This is a genomic window from Devosia sp. P3_B2 (assembly GCF_056402875.1).
Map to the genome: position 1 here is coordinate 74,935 of NZ_JBFUGO010000006.1, position 16,261 is coordinate 91,195.

Annotated in this window: 15 protein-coding genes; 11 read left to right on the forward strand and 4 right to left on the reverse strand. The window is 66.1% G+C overall.

Features of this window, described 5'->3' with window-relative positions:
• Window positions 1-10: 10 nt before the first annotated feature.
• The 3 genes from AC1DV8_RS10555 to AC1DV8_RS10565 are packed head-to-tail and all read right to left on the reverse strand — an operon-like array spanning window position 11 to window position 3,356.
• Window positions 11-1,060, reverse strand: a complete 1,050-nt coding sequence (locus AC1DV8_RS10555) for a BMP family lipoprotein (RefSeq protein ID WP_477157438.1) — start codon at window positions 1,058-1,060, stop codon at window positions 11-13.
• A gap of 23 nt (window positions 1,061-1,083) precedes the next feature.
• Complete coding sequence (locus tag AC1DV8_RS10560) at window positions 1,084-2,037, reverse strand: nucleoside hydrolase (RefSeq protein WP_477157439.1); 954 nt, start codon at window positions 2,035-2,037, stop codon at window positions 1,084-1,086.
• Window positions 2,034-3,356, reverse strand: a complete 1,323-nt coding sequence (locus AC1DV8_RS10565) for an amidohydrolase family protein (protein WP_477157440.1) — start codon at window positions 3,354-3,356, stop codon at window positions 2,034-2,036. The genes AC1DV8_RS10560 and AC1DV8_RS10565 overlap by 4 nt, the downstream gene beginning before the upstream one ends.
• A 134-nt stretch (window positions 3,357-3,490) precedes the next feature.
• Between AC1DV8_RS10565 and AC1DV8_RS10570 the strand changes: the two genes are divergently transcribed.
• The 8 genes from AC1DV8_RS10570 to AC1DV8_RS10605 all read left to right on the forward strand — a co-directional run bounded on the left by AC1DV8_RS10570 (window position 3,491) and on the right by AC1DV8_RS10605 (window position 11,932).
• Window positions 3,491-4,447 (forward strand): hypothetical protein, encoded by a 957-nt coding sequence (locus tag AC1DV8_RS10570; protein ID WP_477157441.1) that lies wholly within the window; start codon window positions 3,491-3,493, stop codon window positions 4,445-4,447.
• Complete coding sequence (locus AC1DV8_RS10575) at window positions 4,447-5,178, forward strand: creatininase family protein (RefSeq protein WP_477157442.1); 732 nt, start codon at window positions 4,447-4,449, stop codon at window positions 5,176-5,178. The genes AC1DV8_RS10570 and AC1DV8_RS10575 overlap by 1 nt, the downstream gene beginning before the upstream one ends.
• A gap of 136 nt (window positions 5,179-5,314) precedes the next feature.
• On the forward strand, window positions 5,315-7,183 hold the full coding sequence (locus AC1DV8_RS10580) for an adenine deaminase (protein WP_477157443.1): 1,869 nt from the start codon (window positions 5,315-5,317) through the stop codon (window positions 7,181-7,183).
• A gap of 80 nt (window positions 7,184-7,263) precedes the next feature.
• Window positions 7,264-8,280: a LacI family DNA-binding transcriptional regulator gene (locus AC1DV8_RS10585; RefSeq protein ID WP_477157444.1), complete on the forward strand. Its 1,017-nt coding sequence runs from the start codon at window positions 7,264-7,266 to the stop codon at window positions 8,278-8,280.
• A complete protein-coding gene (locus AC1DV8_RS10590; RefSeq protein WP_477151769.1) occupies window positions 8,277-9,026 on the forward strand; it encodes a glutamine amidotransferase in 750 nt (249 codons plus the stop codon). The genes AC1DV8_RS10585 and AC1DV8_RS10590 overlap by 4 nt, the downstream gene beginning before the upstream one ends.
• Window positions 9,023-9,616 carry an AAA family ATPase gene (locus tag AC1DV8_RS10595; RefSeq protein ID WP_477157445.1) on the forward strand — a complete coding sequence of 198 codons (594 nt, stop codon included), beginning with the start codon at window positions 9,023-9,025 and terminating at the stop codon, window positions 9,614-9,616. Before AC1DV8_RS10590 ends, AC1DV8_RS10595 begins: the two co-directional genes overlap by 4 nt.
• A 28-nt stretch (window positions 9,617-9,644) precedes the next feature.
• On the forward strand, window positions 9,645-10,574 hold the full coding sequence (gene rbsK, locus AC1DV8_RS10600; protein ID WP_477157446.1) for a ribokinase: 930 nt from the start codon (window positions 9,645-9,647) through the stop codon (window positions 10,572-10,574).
• Window positions 10,575-10,687: 113 nt separating this feature from the next.
• Entirely contained in the window at window positions 10,688-11,932 is a 1,245-nt protein-coding gene (locus AC1DV8_RS10605) for a glycoside hydrolase family 27 protein (RefSeq protein ID WP_477157447.1), read from the forward strand.
• A 73-nt stretch (window positions 11,933-12,005) separates the two neighbouring features.
• Here the strand turns inward: AC1DV8_RS10605 and AC1DV8_RS10610 are convergent, their stop codons facing one another.
• A complete protein-coding gene (locus AC1DV8_RS10610) occupies window positions 12,006-12,158 on the reverse strand; it encodes a hypothetical protein (RefSeq protein WP_477157448.1) in 153 nt (50 codons plus the stop codon).
• Between the two features lie 233 nt (window positions 12,159-12,391).
• On the opposite strand from AC1DV8_RS10610, the gene kdpF reads away from it, so the two are divergent.
• Genes kdpF through kdpB form a run of 3 tightly spaced genes read left to right on the forward strand, consistent with a single transcriptional unit; the run spans window position 12,392 to window position 16,259 of the window.
• Complete coding sequence (kdpF, locus tag AC1DV8_RS10615) at window positions 12,392-12,478, forward strand: K(+)-transporting ATPase subunit F (protein WP_477151859.1); 87 nt, start codon at window positions 12,392-12,394, stop codon at window positions 12,476-12,478.
• A gap of 12 nt (window positions 12,479-12,490) precedes the next feature.
• The gene (kdpA, locus tag AC1DV8_RS10620) at window positions 12,491-14,200 is read left to right on the forward strand and encodes a potassium-transporting ATPase subunit KdpA (protein WP_477157449.1); all 1,710 of its coding nucleotides are present in this window, start codon (window positions 12,491-12,493) and stop codon (window positions 14,198-14,200) included.
• 10 nt (window positions 14,201-14,210) lie between these two features.
• On the forward strand, window positions 14,211-16,259 hold the full coding sequence (gene kdpB, locus AC1DV8_RS10625) for a potassium-transporting ATPase subunit KdpB (protein ID WP_477157450.1): 2,049 nt from the start codon (window positions 14,211-14,213) through the stop codon (window positions 16,257-16,259).
• The last annotated feature ends 2 nt before the right edge of the window (window positions 16,260-16,261 follow it).

Consider the following 16,261-nt stretch of genomic DNA (forward strand, 5'->3'; position numbering starts at 1 on the left):
GCCCGTTGCATCACTTCATGTCGGTGGCGACTTCGATCTCGCCGGCGACGATCTTGGCCTCGAGCGCATCGACTTCGGCGCGCACGTCGGCCGGCACGAGCTTCTCGTACCAGGCGTTCTTGGCGATCCCCACGGCGCCGTCCTTGATGCCGAGCAGCTCACGCGAGCCGTACGGCGCAGTGCCGTCGAGCGTGCCCTGCAGCGCCAGGAACAGCGAGTGGCCGACCTTCTTGAGGACCGAGGTGAAGATCACATCGGCCTGAGCCGGATCGGAGGTCGAGAAGATCGTCGCCTGGTCGCTGTCGACGCCGACGGCGAGCTTGCCCGAGTCCTTGACCGCCTGCAGCGAGCCGATGCCGGTACCGCCAGCGATCGGGAACACCACGTCGGCACCCTGGTTGATCTGGGCGAGCGCGATTTCCTTGCCCTTGGCAGGGTCGTTGAACGCACCGGCCACGGCATTGAGGATGTTGATCGACGGGTTGGCGGCCTTGGCGCCCTGGTCGAAACCGGTCTTGAAGTCGGTGACGGTCGGGAATTCCATGCCGATGATGGTGCCCAGGATCGCGGACTTCGAGAGCTTGGCGGCGGCGTAGCCGGCGAGATAGCCGGCGGCGGCAGTGGTGTACTGCACGCCGAGGACGTTCTTGCACTCGCACTTGGTGTAATCGGGCGAGTCGTCGAAATCGATGAACTTCACGTCCGGATATTCCGGCGACAGCTCGGCGATATAGCCGGTCATGTCGAAGGTGCCGGCGATGATCACGTCGTAGCCCGAGTCAGCGGCGTCGGCGAGGCCGGCCTGCCATTTCGAGCGGTCATAGCCCAGCTCGATGATCTTCACCGTCACCGGCAGCTCGGCCTCGGCCTGCTTCATGCCTTCGGCGGCGTCATCGAAGAAGCTCTTGTCGCCGAGCGTGCCGTGCAAGACGAGCGCGACCTTGAGCGGGTTGTCCTTGGTGTATTCTGCGGCGGCGACGGGCATTGCCGTCGACGCCATCATCGAGGCCGAAAGCAGGATACCTGCTGCGGCTTTACCGAGAGTCGAGATCAGAGACATGCGCACTCCTGTTTGCGTTTGTTCTAATTCTTGGGGGAATAGGCGGCGGATACGGCGTAGAGAGCGTCGACTTTAGCGATATCGACCTCCTCGACGAACGTAATCTTGGGGGTGCCGAGGCGCCCGGAAGGATCGACCAGCGTCATGCCGCGGGTGATCCCCGGCGCGAGCGCGACGCTCGACGAAGCGACGGTCGACTTGGTGACCATCGAGGGGTCGAGCACCACGGCGGCGGCCAGCGGATCGACATAGAGGAAGCGATCGGGCAGGCCCCGGCGGATGCCGTTCTCGCGGGCGTGCTTCTGCAGCGCTTCGTTGAAGGTCTTGAGCGGCGAGGCCGGGATGCCGGCGAACAGCGCGTCGATCTTTTCGCCCACCATGAAGTGGGTGAGGCAGGGCTCCCACGGGATCACCACCGTCTCGATGCCGGCGGTCAGCACCACATGCGCGCCCTCGGGGTCGGCATAGATGTTGAACTCGGCGGCCGGCGTGGTGTTGCCGCGGCCATAGACGTTGCCGCCCATGATGGTGAGCGTGCCGATGCCGGGAAGGATTGACGGATCGAGGCGGAGCGCCAGCGCCAGGTTGGTCAACGGCCCGATCATCAGGATATCGACCTTCTCGCCCTTGGCCGCGGCGGCGCGGAAGGTGCTGATGAGCACGGCGACGCCGTCGTCGGAGGTGTGGATGTCCTGCTTGGCGGGACGCGGCGCGCCTCCGAGGCCGTCATCGCCGTGGACGTATTTGGCATCGATGATCGGCTGGGTCAGCGGCCGGTCGGCGCCGCGATGCACCGGGATCGAGACACCCAGCTGCGCGCAGACGGCGAGGAGATTGGTGGTCGCCTGGTCGCGGCCGACATTGCCGAACACCGTGGTGATCAGGTCCGGCACCTTGCCGTTGGCAACGAGGAGGATCAGCGCCTGGGCGTCATCGACGCCGCCGTCGCTATCGAAAATGAACTTACGCTTGGTCAAGCCACTACTTTCTTGTTCTTGCTATCGCGGGCCGCTTCGACGCGGCCCCAGAAATCGGCATAGGTCGCCGAGTAGGTCTGTCGGATGTCGGCAAAGGGCCGGCGCGTCAAGCTCTTGTCGCTGACCAGCTGTTCCCCGGCCACCCACAGGTGGCGGAGGTCGCGGCCGCTGCCGGAATAGATCAGCAGCGTTTCCGGATCGGGCGTTTCCGAGTAGCCGGCTCCGCTGAGGTCGAACGCTGCGATATCGGCGGCCTTACCGACTTCGAGGCTGCCGATTTCGTGCTCGAGCCCAAGCGCCTTGGCGCCCTCGATCGTTGCCATGCGCACGAGGTCGCGGCTCGACAGCGGCTGCGCCACGCCTTCGCGGTGACTGGCGACGAGCCCCGCGACGCGCATTTCGGAGACCATGTCGTAGGAATTGTTGGCGGCGACGTTGTCGGTGCCCAGCGCAACGGTGACGCCGGCCGCACGCAACTCCACCGCCGGGCAGATGCCCTCACGGCCCGAGCGCAGGCCGGCCGAGGCATTGTAGGAGACCGACGCATGCGGGGCGCGGGCGAACACCGCGATGTCCTCGGGGCTGAGGTCGAGGCAGTGGGCAGCGTGGATGCGGCCGTTGAAGAAGCCGATCTTTTCGAGCGCCACGGCGGCGGTGGTGCCGTAGCGGCGTTCGGTTTCCTCGTTATCCTCCGGACCGCAGGCCATGTGCAGGTGGAGGCCGACGCCATATGCGTTGGCGACTTCCACCTCTGCCAGCAGCAGATCCTCGGAATTGTCGACATAGGGGGCGTGCGGGCCGAACCACGGGATGATCCGGCCATCGGCGGAGCGCTGCTGCTCGAGGAAGGCGGTGGCCTTGGCGAGTTCGGCTTCGCCGCGCGCCTTGTCGCCCAACTGCACGATGCCATAGGCGATGACCGAGCGGAGGCCGGCGGCCTTCACTGCGTCGGCAATCTCCTCGGCGAAGAAATACTGGTCGCAGAAGGTGGTGGTGCCCGAGAGCGCCATCTCGGCGCAGCTCAGCGCCACGGCGGGGCCGATATCGGATGACACCAGCGACAGCTCCGGCTCGCGGATCGAGTTGTACCAGCCATCCATGGTGAGGAGGCTCTGGCCCTCGGAGCGGCCGCGGAACAGCACCATCACCGAGTGGGTATGAGCGTTGACGAGGCCCGGCATGACGAGGTGCCCGGTCAGGTCGAACACCTCGTCGAAGCCGGACGGGTTGGGAGTGCCGTCGCGAGGCCCTACACCGCTGATCCGACCGTCGCGGATGGCGACGAAGCCACCCTCGAACACCCGATTTTCAGCGTCCACGGAAAGAACTGTCGCTCCGTGGATAAGCGTTGAACCCATTTGACCCCCGTCCGGTAAACCGGTTTACATGACGATCTAACGACACCTAAATCCCGCTTGTCAAATGCATTCGCGGGAGGAGCTATGCGCCAGAAGTGAGCCTCAATCCGTTCCAGGCGGACCCCGCCATCGCCGCCCGATTTGCCCTAGAGAGCGCCGAGATCGGCGACCGGCTCGCCGCAGAAGTCGCGGCGCTGGTCGCAGCAAAGGCGCGCCGGCCGGAAGATAACCTGGGCGGCATACTGCTCGCCTCCGAGGTGGCGATACTGCGCCAAAGCTTCGGGCTCGAAAGCGTCGAGGAACTGATGCTTCTGGCGCTTGCTCCGGCACGCGGCATCGCCCGGCCGCCGATTTCAAATTTCTTCGTCGGCGCGGTCGGCCTCGAGCGCGAAACCGGCAACTTGGTGCTCGGCGGCAATGTGGAATTCCCCGGCACGCATCTGGGCTTCACCATCCATGGCGAAGGGTTCGTCTTCACCCGCGCCGCCTCGCGCGGCACGACGATCGAGACCATCGCCATCGGCGAGGCGCACCCCTGCGCCCACTGCCGGCAATACATCTCGGAATTCGCGGGCAGCCGTGAACTGACGCTGATCGACCCGCTCGGGCATCGGCTGACCATGGCCGAGCTTTATCCATGGCCGTTCGATCCGGACTATCTCGGTGAACGCGGTGCTGCTGCTGGAGCCTTCGACGGTACGCTCGATCTTGCCGCCAACGACTGGCCGGCGACTGTCGCCGACCGGCTGCTTGATGCCGGCCGCCGCGCCCATGCGCCCTACAGCAAGTGCCCCGGCGCGGTGGTGCTGGCGCTGCGGGACGGGCAGATGGTCTCGGGCTTTTCGGTCGAGAGCGTCGCGTTCAACCCGACCATGGGGCCGCTGCAGGCGGCGATGATCAACCTCATTGCCCATGGGTACGAGGCGGCCGACATCGCCGAAGCGGCATTGGGTACGCGGCTCGGCGGCAATGTCGACTACAGCCTCAGCGTCACCGAACTGCTCGGCAAGATTGCGCCGACTGCCCCGCTCAACATTCTCGGATGGGCCTGATGCTCGACGCCGCAAGCGCCAGTTGGGAAGACGTCGCGGCCGCCATCGCCGAGGGGCTGATTGCGGTGCTGCCGGTGGGCGCGGTGGAGCAGCATGGTGCGCATCTGCCGCTGCTGACCGATACGGTGCTGGCGAGCGGCGTGGCGCGGCGGATCGCCGAGGGCTGCGATGCGCTGTTGTTGCCGGCCGTTGCCTATGGCGACGCATGGACTGCGGAGGATTGGGCTGGGACGCTGTCGCTTTCGCCGGAAACGCTGCGAGCCACCGTCACTGATATTGGCCGCGGGTTGCAGCGGATGGGCGTCAAAGGGCTGATTACGGTCAACGGCCATTTCGGCAATCGCGAGCCGATCAATCTGGCGGCGCGGGCGCTGAGCGAGGCGGGTTTCCCGGTGCTACATCTCGATTATCCGCGGCTCGAGGCGCTGGCCGCTGAGCTGATGGAGAGCGAGCCGGCCGGGCCGGGCTTCTATCATGCCGACGAGCTCGAGACCTCGATGATGCTGGCGCTGGCGCCGGACACGGTGCGGATGGAGCGGGCGGCGCCGGAATACCCGGAGTTCCCTGAGCTGTTCGGGAGTGAACCGATGAAGCTCTCGGCCTTCAACAAATCGGGCGTGTTTGGCGACCCGCGGCCGGCAACGGCGGAGAAGGGCGAGGCGATGATCGAGGGGATCGCGGCGGAGTCGCTACGGCTGATTGGCATTTGGAAGAAGAAGTACGGAATTTGATGCTCTTGCGCGTGTTGACCCCCACCCTTGGTCCCTCCCCCTCAGAACGGGGAGGGAGACGCTTGCCGCGGCGCTGGTGTGTGGGCCTCCCTCCCCCTTCTGAGGGGGAGGGGACAGGGGTGGGGGTCGGCACGCCATGACCGTGCAATTGCCCCCCGACCTCCTCATCACCGCCTCCGACGAAGTCAAAATCCGCCAGGACCTGCTGCTGGTGGCGCTGGGCAAGCGCCCCGCCGACCGGTCGTTGCGGGTTGGGAAACTGCTCGACGTGCATTCGCGGACCTGGATGCACGACCAGGAGATCGTGATGCGCGGCAAGCGCATCGCCTGGGTCGGGCCGGCGGGCGAGTATCAGGGGCAGGTCAAGGAGCGCTTCCACGAGCCCAAACTGGCCGCCGTCCCAGGCTTCGGTGAGGTGCACAAGCATATCGAGAGTTCGCACCTGACGCCGGAATGGGAAGCGGCGCTGGTGATGCCGCGCGGCAATACCTGGACCTGCGAGGCGAGCCACGAATTCTCCAATGTCGATGGCCCGCACAATCTCGAATTCTGGCTCAAGGCGCGGCTAGCGGGGTCGCCGCTTAAGATCTTCCCGCAGCCTGGTTCCGCCGTGCCGCCCACCGCCTACGAGTGGGGCGGCGGCTATTTCGACCATGACGAGCAGCAAAAGTTCATGGCGGCGAGCCCCATGGTCACCGGGCTCGACGAGGTGATGGACTGGCCGGCGGTGTGGAACCCGGAGAACCCGTCGCATGAGCGGCTGTGGGGGATGATCGAGGCGACCTTTGCCGCCCGTGGCGTGGTCGAAGGGCACGGTGCCGGGCTGCGCTCGCTCGGCGAGATCAACGCCTTCGCCGCGGCGGGGCTGGCCTCCGACCACGAGATGATGTCGGCCGATGAGGCGTGGGACAAGCTGCGGCACGGGCTGTTCATCGAGATCCGCATCCACTCGATGACCGAGATCGTCACCGGGTTGCTGCAGAGGGGACTGGTCGACTGGAGCCAGGTGGCGTTCGCCACCGACGACCGCAGCGCTACGCTGACGCTGGAGACCGGCGCTACCGACCACAATATCCGCACCGCTATCGCCGCCGGGCTGCCGGCCGAGATCGCCATCCAGTGCGCGACGATCAACCCGGCCCGGCACATGCGGCTGACGCCCTGGGTGGGCTCGATCTCGCCCGGCCGCTTTGCCGATCTGGTGCTGCTCGAGGACGTGACGGCGCTGAAGATCGCCAAGGTCTGGGCCGATGGGGCGCAGATCTCCGAGGGCACGAAGTTCATCGGCAAGGTGCCGGATATCGCCTGGCCGGAATGGGCGACCAGGACCATCAACATTAAGCGCGAGATCACGGCGGCGGACTTCGCCATCAAGGCGGCGCCGGGGCGGCAGACCATGCAGTCGGCGGTGATCCGGCCGTTCCACTGGCATCCGGATTTCTACACCATGGAGCTGCCGGTGGTGGACGGCGAGGTGCAGCGGCTGGAGAGCGAGAACCTCACCAAGTTCGCCATCGTCGACCGCTTCTCGGGTGAGGGGAAGGTTGCGAAGATGTTCTGGCGCGGCTGCGGGCCGCGCGATCCGGACACCGCCGTCGCGTGCTCGGTGGCGCACGACAAGCACAATATCTGGACCTGCGGCTCGTCCGACGCCGCCATGGCGCTGGCGGTCAACACGCTCAGGCAGACGCAAGGCGGCTGGGCGCTGGTGCACAAGGGCAAGGTCACGGCAACAGTGCGGTTCGAGATCGGCGGGCTTATGAGCAAGCGCCCGGCGGCGGAACTCGATGCCGAGATGCAGGCGCTCTACCGCGCGGCGGAACAGGTCGACTGGATGTACGAGCCGACCTTCCGCCCGCGCTGGAACCCCGGCTTCCCTGAACGGCTGATGTTTGCGACGCTGACCTGCGCGCCGTGGACCTGGGTGTTGGTGGCCCCGTCGCCGCTGGCGCCGGAGGGCTTCGTGAACGTCTCGACCGGAGAGGTGCATCCGATTGTATGGTGAAAACCGCAGAAAACGGGTTACGAAACCGCTTTACTAAAGCGCTTGCGCCGATCTAGCTTAAACGGGCGAGTGGGGGTGCAATGGCGACTATCCATGATGTAGCGCAGGATGCCGGGGTGTCGCCGACGACGGTGTCCCGCTATCTGAACAACCGTATCGAACTGCCGCCGTCGACCGCTGGCCGGATCGACGCGGCGATCGCCAAGCTCGATTATCGGCCCAACCTCCTCGCCAAGCGCCTCTCCACCGGCAAGACCGAAGCGGTTGGCCTCGTCACGCCGGAAATCCGCGAGCCGTTCTTTGCCGAACTCGCTTCGGCCTTCGAGGACGAGGCGGACCGGCACGGCTACACCGTGTTCATGAGCTCGACCCGCTCCGACCGCGACCGCGAGATCGCTTCGCTCGAGCGGCTGCACGACCGGCATGTCGATGGCCTGCTGATGATGACCAATACTGCCGATGACGGCACGCTGGCGGCGCTGATCGGCAAGCGCAAGAACGTGGTGATCGTCGACGAGGATATCCCCGGGGTGAGCGTGCCGCGGCTGTTCGTCGAGAACACCGAGGGCGCCTATGCGGCGACCAAGCACCTGATCGAAGCCGGCCATCGCCGCATCGCCTATCTCGGCGGCCCTCATGGGTTGCTGACGGTGACCGAGCGGCGCGAGGGCTTCATGCTGGCGATGAACGAGGCTGGGATCGCGGTGCGGCCCGAATATGTCGCCATCGGCAGTTTTGCGCCGGAGCTGGCGCGTGCCGCGACGCAGAAATTCCTCGAGCTGCCAATGCCGCCGACGGCGATCTTCGCCTCCTCCGACTACCTCGCCATCGGCGCGGTGATGGGGTTGAAGGAGGCCGGCGTCAGCGTCCCCGACCAGGTTTCGCTGATCGGCTTCGACGACATGGCGTTCGGCGCGCTGCTGACGCCGCCGCTGACCGCCATCCGCCAACCGGTGGAGCAGCTCGGCCGCCAGGGCTTTTTGACGCTACTGGCGCTGCTGAACGGCGAAGCGCCGCCGATGCTGACGCGGCTGCCGGTCGAACTCATCCGGCGCCAATCTGTCGCCGCACCAAGCACGAAGGACTTCATAGCGTGAGCAAGCGCGTACTGATCGCCGGGGAGTCATGGGTCACCCACTCGATCCACACCAAGGGCTTCGACAGCTTTACCACCACCGAATACAACGAGGGCGTCCGCTGGCTGAAGGCGGCGCTGGAGGGTGGCGGTTGGGAGGTGACGTTCCTCCCCAACCACCTCGCCGCCCGTGACTTCCCGCAGACCGCAGAGACGCTGGCCGCCTATGACGTGGTGATGCTCTCCGATATCGGCGCCAACACGCTGCTGCTGCACCCCGATACGTTCGTCCGCTCGGTGCCGCTGCCCAACCGGCTGACCTCGATCAAGGACTACGTGCTGAACGGCGGCGGGCTCGTAATGATCGGCGGCTATCTTACCTTCCAGGGCATCGACGCCAAGGGCCAGTACGCCGGCTCGGCGGTCGAGGACGTACTGCCCGTGACGATGTACCGCCACGACGACCGCAAGGAGAACCCGCAGGGCGTCGTCGCGCATGTTGGCGATGCCGGGCACCCGATCACCAAGGGGATCACCGGGGAATGGCCGGCGTTGCTCGGCTACAACGAGGTGGTGGCGAAGCCCGATGCCGAGGTGCTGGTGCGGGTCGGTGGCGACCCGCTGATCGCAGTGGGCGAGTTCGGCAAGGGCCGTTCCGCGGTGTTCACTTCGGATTGCGGGCCGCACTGGGCGCCGCCGCCCTTTGTCGATTGGGCCGGCTATGCGCCGCTGTGGAACAACATCGCGAACTGGGTGTCGGGCAAATGACGCAAGGGGGCATCAAGGTCAAGCAGGCGCCCGATCCGTGGCAGCGCACCACCACCGAGAACGGTTTTCCGGCCGATGAGGTGATCTCGGCGCTGCAGAAATCCATCCGCCGCGGGCTCACCGAGAACGCGCTGCTGCTCGGCTGGGAGATGTATCTCACCAGCCCCGAACTCGAGCAGAAGCTGTGGGACCGGCTGGCCGTGATCTCGGTCGAGGATGTCGGCTTCGGCAATCTTGATGCGCCGGTGCTGGTCGATACGCTTTATCGCACGCACCAGCGCTTCGACCGGCCGACGCATGACCGGTTCCTGTTCGCCGCGCATGCCATCCGCGTGCTGGCGACGGGCAAGAAGGATCGCACCACCGACGACATGGCCAACTGGGCCAAGCACGCCATGGCCTTCGGCGAGCGGATGCCGGAGATCCCGGATTTCGCCGTCGACATGCATACCGGCCGCGGCGAACAAATGGGCCGCGACTACCTTTACTTCATGACCGAAGCCAGCAAGGTTTCCCCCGAGATCGAGAACAAGGACCAGACCTACCGGGACTGGATCCTTGCGGCATTGAAGGCGGGCAAGCTCAGCTAAAGGGCGCGCGCTACTGGGAGGGGATGTCATGGCGCGTGCGGCTGTCGCAGTGCTCGGGATTTTCGTGGCGGATCTGGCGTTCCGGGCGCCGCGCCTGCCGTTGATGGGCGAGACCATCCTGGGCCAGGGCTTCAAGGACGGGCCGGGCGGCAAGGGCTCGAACCAGGCGATTGCCGCGGCGCGCGCCGGCGGCGACGCCCGGATGATCACTCGTATCGGCCGCGATACCTTTGGCGAGATGGCGCAGAAGACCTGGGCGGCGGATGGGATCGACACCTCGGCGGTAGCGATCGATGATGAGTTGCCCACCGGCGCAGCCTTCATTTTCGTCTCCAGCGAAACCGGCAACAACGCCATCATCGTCGAAAGCGGCGCAGCGGCGAAGCTGTCGCCCGCGGACGTGGCGGCAGCGGAGCCGGTGATTGTGGGCAGCAAAGTGCTGATGACGCAGTTCGAGCAGCCGATCGAGACGGCGATCGCCGGGCTGACCTTGGCGCGGAAGCACGGCGTCATCACCATTCTCAACCCGGCGCCAGCGGTGCAGGTCGACGACGCCATCTATGCGCTCTGCGATTACGTCACGCCGAACGAAACGGAAGCGGCGACGCTGACCGGGCTGAAGGTGGAGACCGAGGCCGATGCGCTGGCGGCGGCCAAGGAGTTCGTCCGTCGCGGGGCGAAGAATGCCCTCATCACGCTGGGCGAGAAAGGTGCGCTGCTGCATGGCGCTGATGGCACGCACATGGTGCCGGCGTTCAAGGTAGCGAAGGTGGTGGAGACCACCGGGGCCGGCGATGCGTTCAACGGCGGCTTTGCAGTGGCGCTGGCCGAGGGTATGTCGCCGGTAGATGCGGTGCGTTTCGGCTGCGCCACGGCTGGGCTGTCGGTACAGAAGCCGGGCACGGCGCCGTCGATGCCGACGCGGGCAGAGATCGAGGCGATGCTGAAGGGCGGCTGAGGCTCCTGAATCCAGCCGAATGCTTTCGGGTTCGTCTGGTCGAGCCCGGCGGCGCTTGACGCCGGGGCCGATGCGGAGTTGGCGTCGGGCTCCTGCAAACCGGACCGCCGATCATGACCCTACTCGCCCCGACCCCGCCGATGGGCTGGAACAGCTGGAACAGCTTTGCCACCACCATCACCGAAGCGCAGGCGCTCGAGACGGCCAAGATCATGGCCGAACAGCTGCTGCCCTTCGGCTACGACGTCTTTACCGTCGACATCCAGTGGTACGAGCCGGAAGCGCAGAGCTACAACTACAACACCAAGCCGGTGCCGACGATGGACGGCCATGGGCGGGTGACGCCGGCGCTGAACCGCTTCCCCTCGGCGGCGCACGGTGTCGGTTTCGCCGAGCTGGCGCGGCAGGTGCACGCACTCGGGCTGAAGTTCGGCATCCACATCATGCGCGGCATCCCGCGCCTCGCGGTCGAGCAGAACCTGCCGGTGCTGGGCACCTCGGTGCGCGCCGCGGACATCGCCGATACCGACAGCATCTGCAGCTGGAACCCCGACATGTACGGGGTGGATATGACCAAGCCCGGCGCGCAGGCTTACTATGACAGCATATTTGCGCTCTATGCGTCCTGGGGCGTCGACTTCATTAAGATGGACGACATGAGCCGCCCCTACGATGCGCGTGCCGCCGAGATCGAGGCGGCGCACCACGCCATCGCGCGAACGGGCCGGCCGATGGTGCTGTCGCTGTCGCCCGGCGAGACGCCGGTGTTGCGCGCCGAGCACGTGCGGCAGTACGCGCAGATGTGGCGGATCAGCGATGATTTCTGGGACGAGTGGGCGATGGTCGAGGCGCAGTTCGTCCGGCTCGAGAACTGGAACCCGTGGCGCCGGCCGGGCGCCTGGCCGGATGCCGACATGCTGCCGCTCGGGCGGCTGGCGCTGGGTGATCGCGACACCAACTTCACTTCGGCCGAGCAGAAGACGGTAATGACGCTCTGGGCCATCGCCCGTTCGCCGCTGATCATGGGCGGCGACCTGCGCCACCTCGATGCCCCGACCCTGGCGCTGCTCACCAACCGCGACGTACTGGCGGTGAACCAGCACAGCACCGACAACCAGCCGCATTTCGTCATGGACGGCACCCGCGTCTGGACCGCTCGCGCCGAGAACGGCGATGCCTACCTGGCGCTGTTCAACACCGGCAAGGCAGAGCGGGAGATCGGCTTCAAGCTGGCGCCGCTGGGGATCAAGAGTGCTGCCGTGACGGACCTGTGGACGGGCAAGCAGCTCGGCCAACACACGGGCAGCTTTGCCGCGACCCTGCCGAGCCACGGCGCCGGCCTCTACCGCTTGGCCTAGGGCTGCTGCCCGGCGAGCGGGGGCTCGCAGGCAACACGGGGAAGCGAGTATGCCACGCCGCAACCAGAGAGCGTCAGGCGTCCAGCTTCTCCAGCAACCCCAGCAGCACGTCGGCCGCCGGCATCGGCAGCACCGCGTCGATCTCGGTGGGAGCAGGCCTGCCAGCGCGCTGTTCGCCTCGCTCGTCGGGCTGCTGGCAACAGCTGAACGGTAGGTCCGCTCGCAAACGAAACCCCGACCTCTGGCGAGGCCGGGGTCCGGCACCCCTCCCTTACGAAATCCTTACGCCCCACCCCAGCCTTCGCAATCGAACGCTGACACGCTGAAGGTCCATACGGAACTCCCGTTTCAATCGTCGGAGTTCGACATGCTCGACCTTGTTTACCTGGCGCTCGGCGCCGGGGTCCTCGCGGCTCTCGGGTTTTATGCCCGCGCCATCGGCAAGCTTTGAGGCGGCCGATGTTTGAGCTTGTTCTCGGTCTCGCCGTGGTCGTGGGGCTCGCGATCTATCTGGTCGTGACGCTCGTCGCCCCTGAGCGGTTCTAGCGGAGTTTAGTGATGACCCTGATGGGATGGCTGCAGATCGGCCTGATGGTCGCTGCGGTCGCGCTGGTGGTGAAGCCGTTGGGCCTCTACATGGCGCGTGTGTTTTCCGGCGAGCGGACTTTCCTCTCGCCCGTGCTCGGGCCGGTGGAGCGCCTGTTCTACGGCGTTTCCGGTGTCGATCCTAAGAAGGAGCAGGGCTGGCTCGGCTACACCCTCGCCATGCTCGCCTTCTCGATTGCCGGCTTCGTTTCGCTCTACCTGATCCTCCGGTTCCAGGACCTGTTGCCGCTCAACCTGCAGGGTTTTGCGGGCGTCGGGCCGGACTTGGCCTTCAACACGGCCGTGAGCTTCGTCACCAACACCAACTGGCAGTCCTATATCGGCGAGGCGACGATGAGCAATTTCAGCCAGATGGCTGGGCTTGCCGTGCATAACTTCGTCTCCGCCGCCACCGGCATGGCCCTCGCCATGGCGCTGACGCGGGCCTTCATGCGCTCTGGCGCCACGACGGTGGGCAATTTCTGGGTCGATCTGACCCGGGCGACGCTCTACGTGCTGATGCCGATCGCCATCCCCACCACCATTGCATTCATGGCGCTCGGCCTGCCGCAGACGCTCGACGGCTCGGTGGTCGCGACCACCCTCGAGGGCGCGCAGCAGACCATCGCGCTGGGGCCGGTGGCGAGCCAGGAGGCGATCAAGCAGCTCGGCACCAACGGCGGCGGCTTCTTCAACGCCAATGCCGCGCACCCGTTCGAGAACCCCAGCGCCATCGCCAACTTCATCAACATCTTCGCGATGCTGATGGTCACCTCGGCGCTGGTCTACACGTTCGGCGAGATGGTGAAGAGCCGCCGCCAAGGCTGGGCCATCCTTTCCACCATCGCCATCCTGCTCATCGTCGGCGTCGGCCTCGTCTACTGGGCTGAAACGTTCGGCAACCCGATCCTACAGACGCTCGGCATCGATCCCGCCATGGGCAATATGGAGGGCAAGGAAGTCCGCTTCGGCCAGGCGCTGAGCGCCCTCTATGCCGCGGTCACCACCGGCATCTCCAATGGCGGCGTCAACGGTATGCTCGGCTCGTTCACCGCCCTCGGCGGGCTGGTGCCGCTGTTCCTGATCCAGTTGGGCGAAATCCTCCCCGGCGGCGTCGGCTCGGGTCTCTACGGCATGCTGGTGTTCTGTGTGCTGGCGGTGTTCGTCGCCGGCCTGATGGTCGGGCGCACGCCCGAGTTCCTCGGCAAGAAGATCGAGGCCCGCGAGATGAAATACGCCATGCTGGCGGTGCTCATCCTGCCGCTCTCCATCCTCGGCTTCACCGCTATCGCCGCGATCCTGCCCTTTGCTGTATCCTCGATCGGCACCGGCGGTCCGCACGGGCTGAGCGAGATCCTCTATGCCTACTCCTCGGCGACCGGCAACAACGGCTCGGCCTTCGGCGGGCTTTCGGCCAACACGCCATGGTTCAACACCACCCTTGGCATCGCCATGCTGCTTGGCCGCTTCGCCTACGTCGTGCCGGTGATGGCGATTGCCGGGTCACTGGTCACCAAGACCCGCGTGCCGGCATCCTCCGGCACATTCCCCACCGATCGACCGCTCTTCGTCGGGCTGCTCATCGGCATCATCCTCATCATGGGCGGGTTGCAGTTCTTCCCCGCGCTCGCCCTCGGCCCCATCGTCGAGCATTTCCTGATGCTCGCCGGCCAGTCCTTCTGAGGCGCCTCAAATGGCCACCAAAGCAAAAACGCTTTCAATCCTCGATCCGGCGCTGCTCGGCCCCGCCGCCATCGGCGCGGTCAGAAAGCTCGATCCGCGGCTACTGGTCCGCAACCCGGTGATCTTTGTCACCGAGATCGTGGCGCTCGTCGTCACCATCATGTTCGTCCGCGACCTGTTCGCGTCGCCCGGCGAAGCCCTGTTCTCCGGCCAGATCGCCGCCTGGTTGTGGTTCACCGTGTTGTTCGCGACCTTCGCCGAGGCCGTCGCCGAGGGCCGTGGCAAGGCCCAGGCCGACAGCCTCCGCCGCACCAAGTCGCAGCTCGTGGCGAAGCGCCTCAAGTCCGGCGACTCGATGGCCTACGACACGGTGCCGGCCAGCCAACTGCGCGTCGGCCATGTCGTTCTCGTCGAGGCCGGGGACATGATCCCCGGCGACGGCGAAGTGATCGAGGGCGTCGCCTCGGTCAACGAAAGCGCCATCACCGGCGAGTCCGCGCCGGTGATCCGCGAGTCGGGCGGCGATCGTTCGGCAGTGACCGGCGGCACCACGGTGCTATCCGACTGGATCAAGGTGCGCATCTCGACCATGCCGGGCGAGACCTTTGTCGACCGGATGATCGCGCTGATCGAAGGCGCCAAGCGCCAGAAAACGCCCAACGAGATCGCGCTCTCGATCTTGCTGTCCGGGCTGACGCTGATCTTCCTCATCGCCGTGGCGACGCTCTCGGGCCTCGCCGCCTATTCGGGCACCATCGTTGGCATCACCGTGCTCGCGGCCCTGCTGGTGACGCTGATCCCCACCACCATTGGCGGCCTGCTCTCGGCCATCGGCATTGCCGGCATGGATCGGCTCATCCGCTTCAACGTCATCGCCACCTCGGGCCGTGCAGTAGAGGCGGCGGGCGATGTCGATACGCTGCTGCTCGACAAGACCGGCACCATCACCTTCGGCAACCGCATGGCCACCGAGTTCTTGCCGGTGCCCGGCGTCACCGAGCAGGCGCTGGCCGAGGCGGCTCAGCTTGCCAGCCTTGCCGACGAGACGCCCGAGGGCCGCTCAATCGTCGCCCTTGCCAAGGCCGACTTCGGCCTCGCCGACAAGGACGTCGTCGCCCTGGGCGGGACGCCGATCCGGTTCACCGCCGAGACCCGCATCTCGGGCGTCGATCTCGGCGACCGCACCATCCGCAAGGGCGCGGTGGATGCGATCCTGCGCTTTGCCAACCTCACCGCCGCCTCGGCACCACAGGCTTTCACCGCCGCCGTCGAGGCCATCGCTCGCACTGGCGGTACGCCTCTTGCTGTCGCCAACGGTCATCAGTTGCTCGGCGTTGTGCATCTGAAGGACGTGGTGAAGCCCGGCATCAAGGAGCGCTTCGCGGCCTTGCGCGCCATGGGCATCAAGACGGTGATGGTCACCGGCGACAACCCGATCACCGCTGCGGCGATCGCCTCGGAGGCGGGGGTCGATACCTTCCTCGCCGAGGCGACGCCGGAGCAGAAGCTCGACTACATTCGCAACGAACAGAAGGGTGGCCGGCTGATCGCCATGTGCGGCGATGGCACCAACGACGCCCCGGCGCTCGCCCAGGCCGATGTCGGCGTCGCCATGCAGACTGGCACGCAGGCGGCCCGCGAGGCGGGCAACATGGTCGATCTCGACAGCAGTCCAACCAAGCTCATCGAGATCGTCGAGATCGGCAAGCAGATCCTGATGACGCGTGGCTCCCTCACCACCTTCTCGATCGCCAACGATGTGGCGAAGTACTTCGCCATCATCCCAGCGCTGTTCGTCGTGACCTACCCGCAGCTCAACGCGCTCAACATCATGGGCCTGAGCTCGCCCAGATCGGCGATCCTCTCGGCCATCATCTTCAACGCCCTGATCATCGTCGCGCTGATCCCGCTGGCGCTGCGTGGCGTCTCCTACAAGCCGGTCGGTGCCGCGGCGCTGCTGCGCCGGAACCTGCTGGTCTACGGGCTTGGCGGGCTGATCGTGCCGTTCCTCGGCATCAAACTGGTCGACATTCTCGTGTCGGCACTCCATCTGGTGTGAGG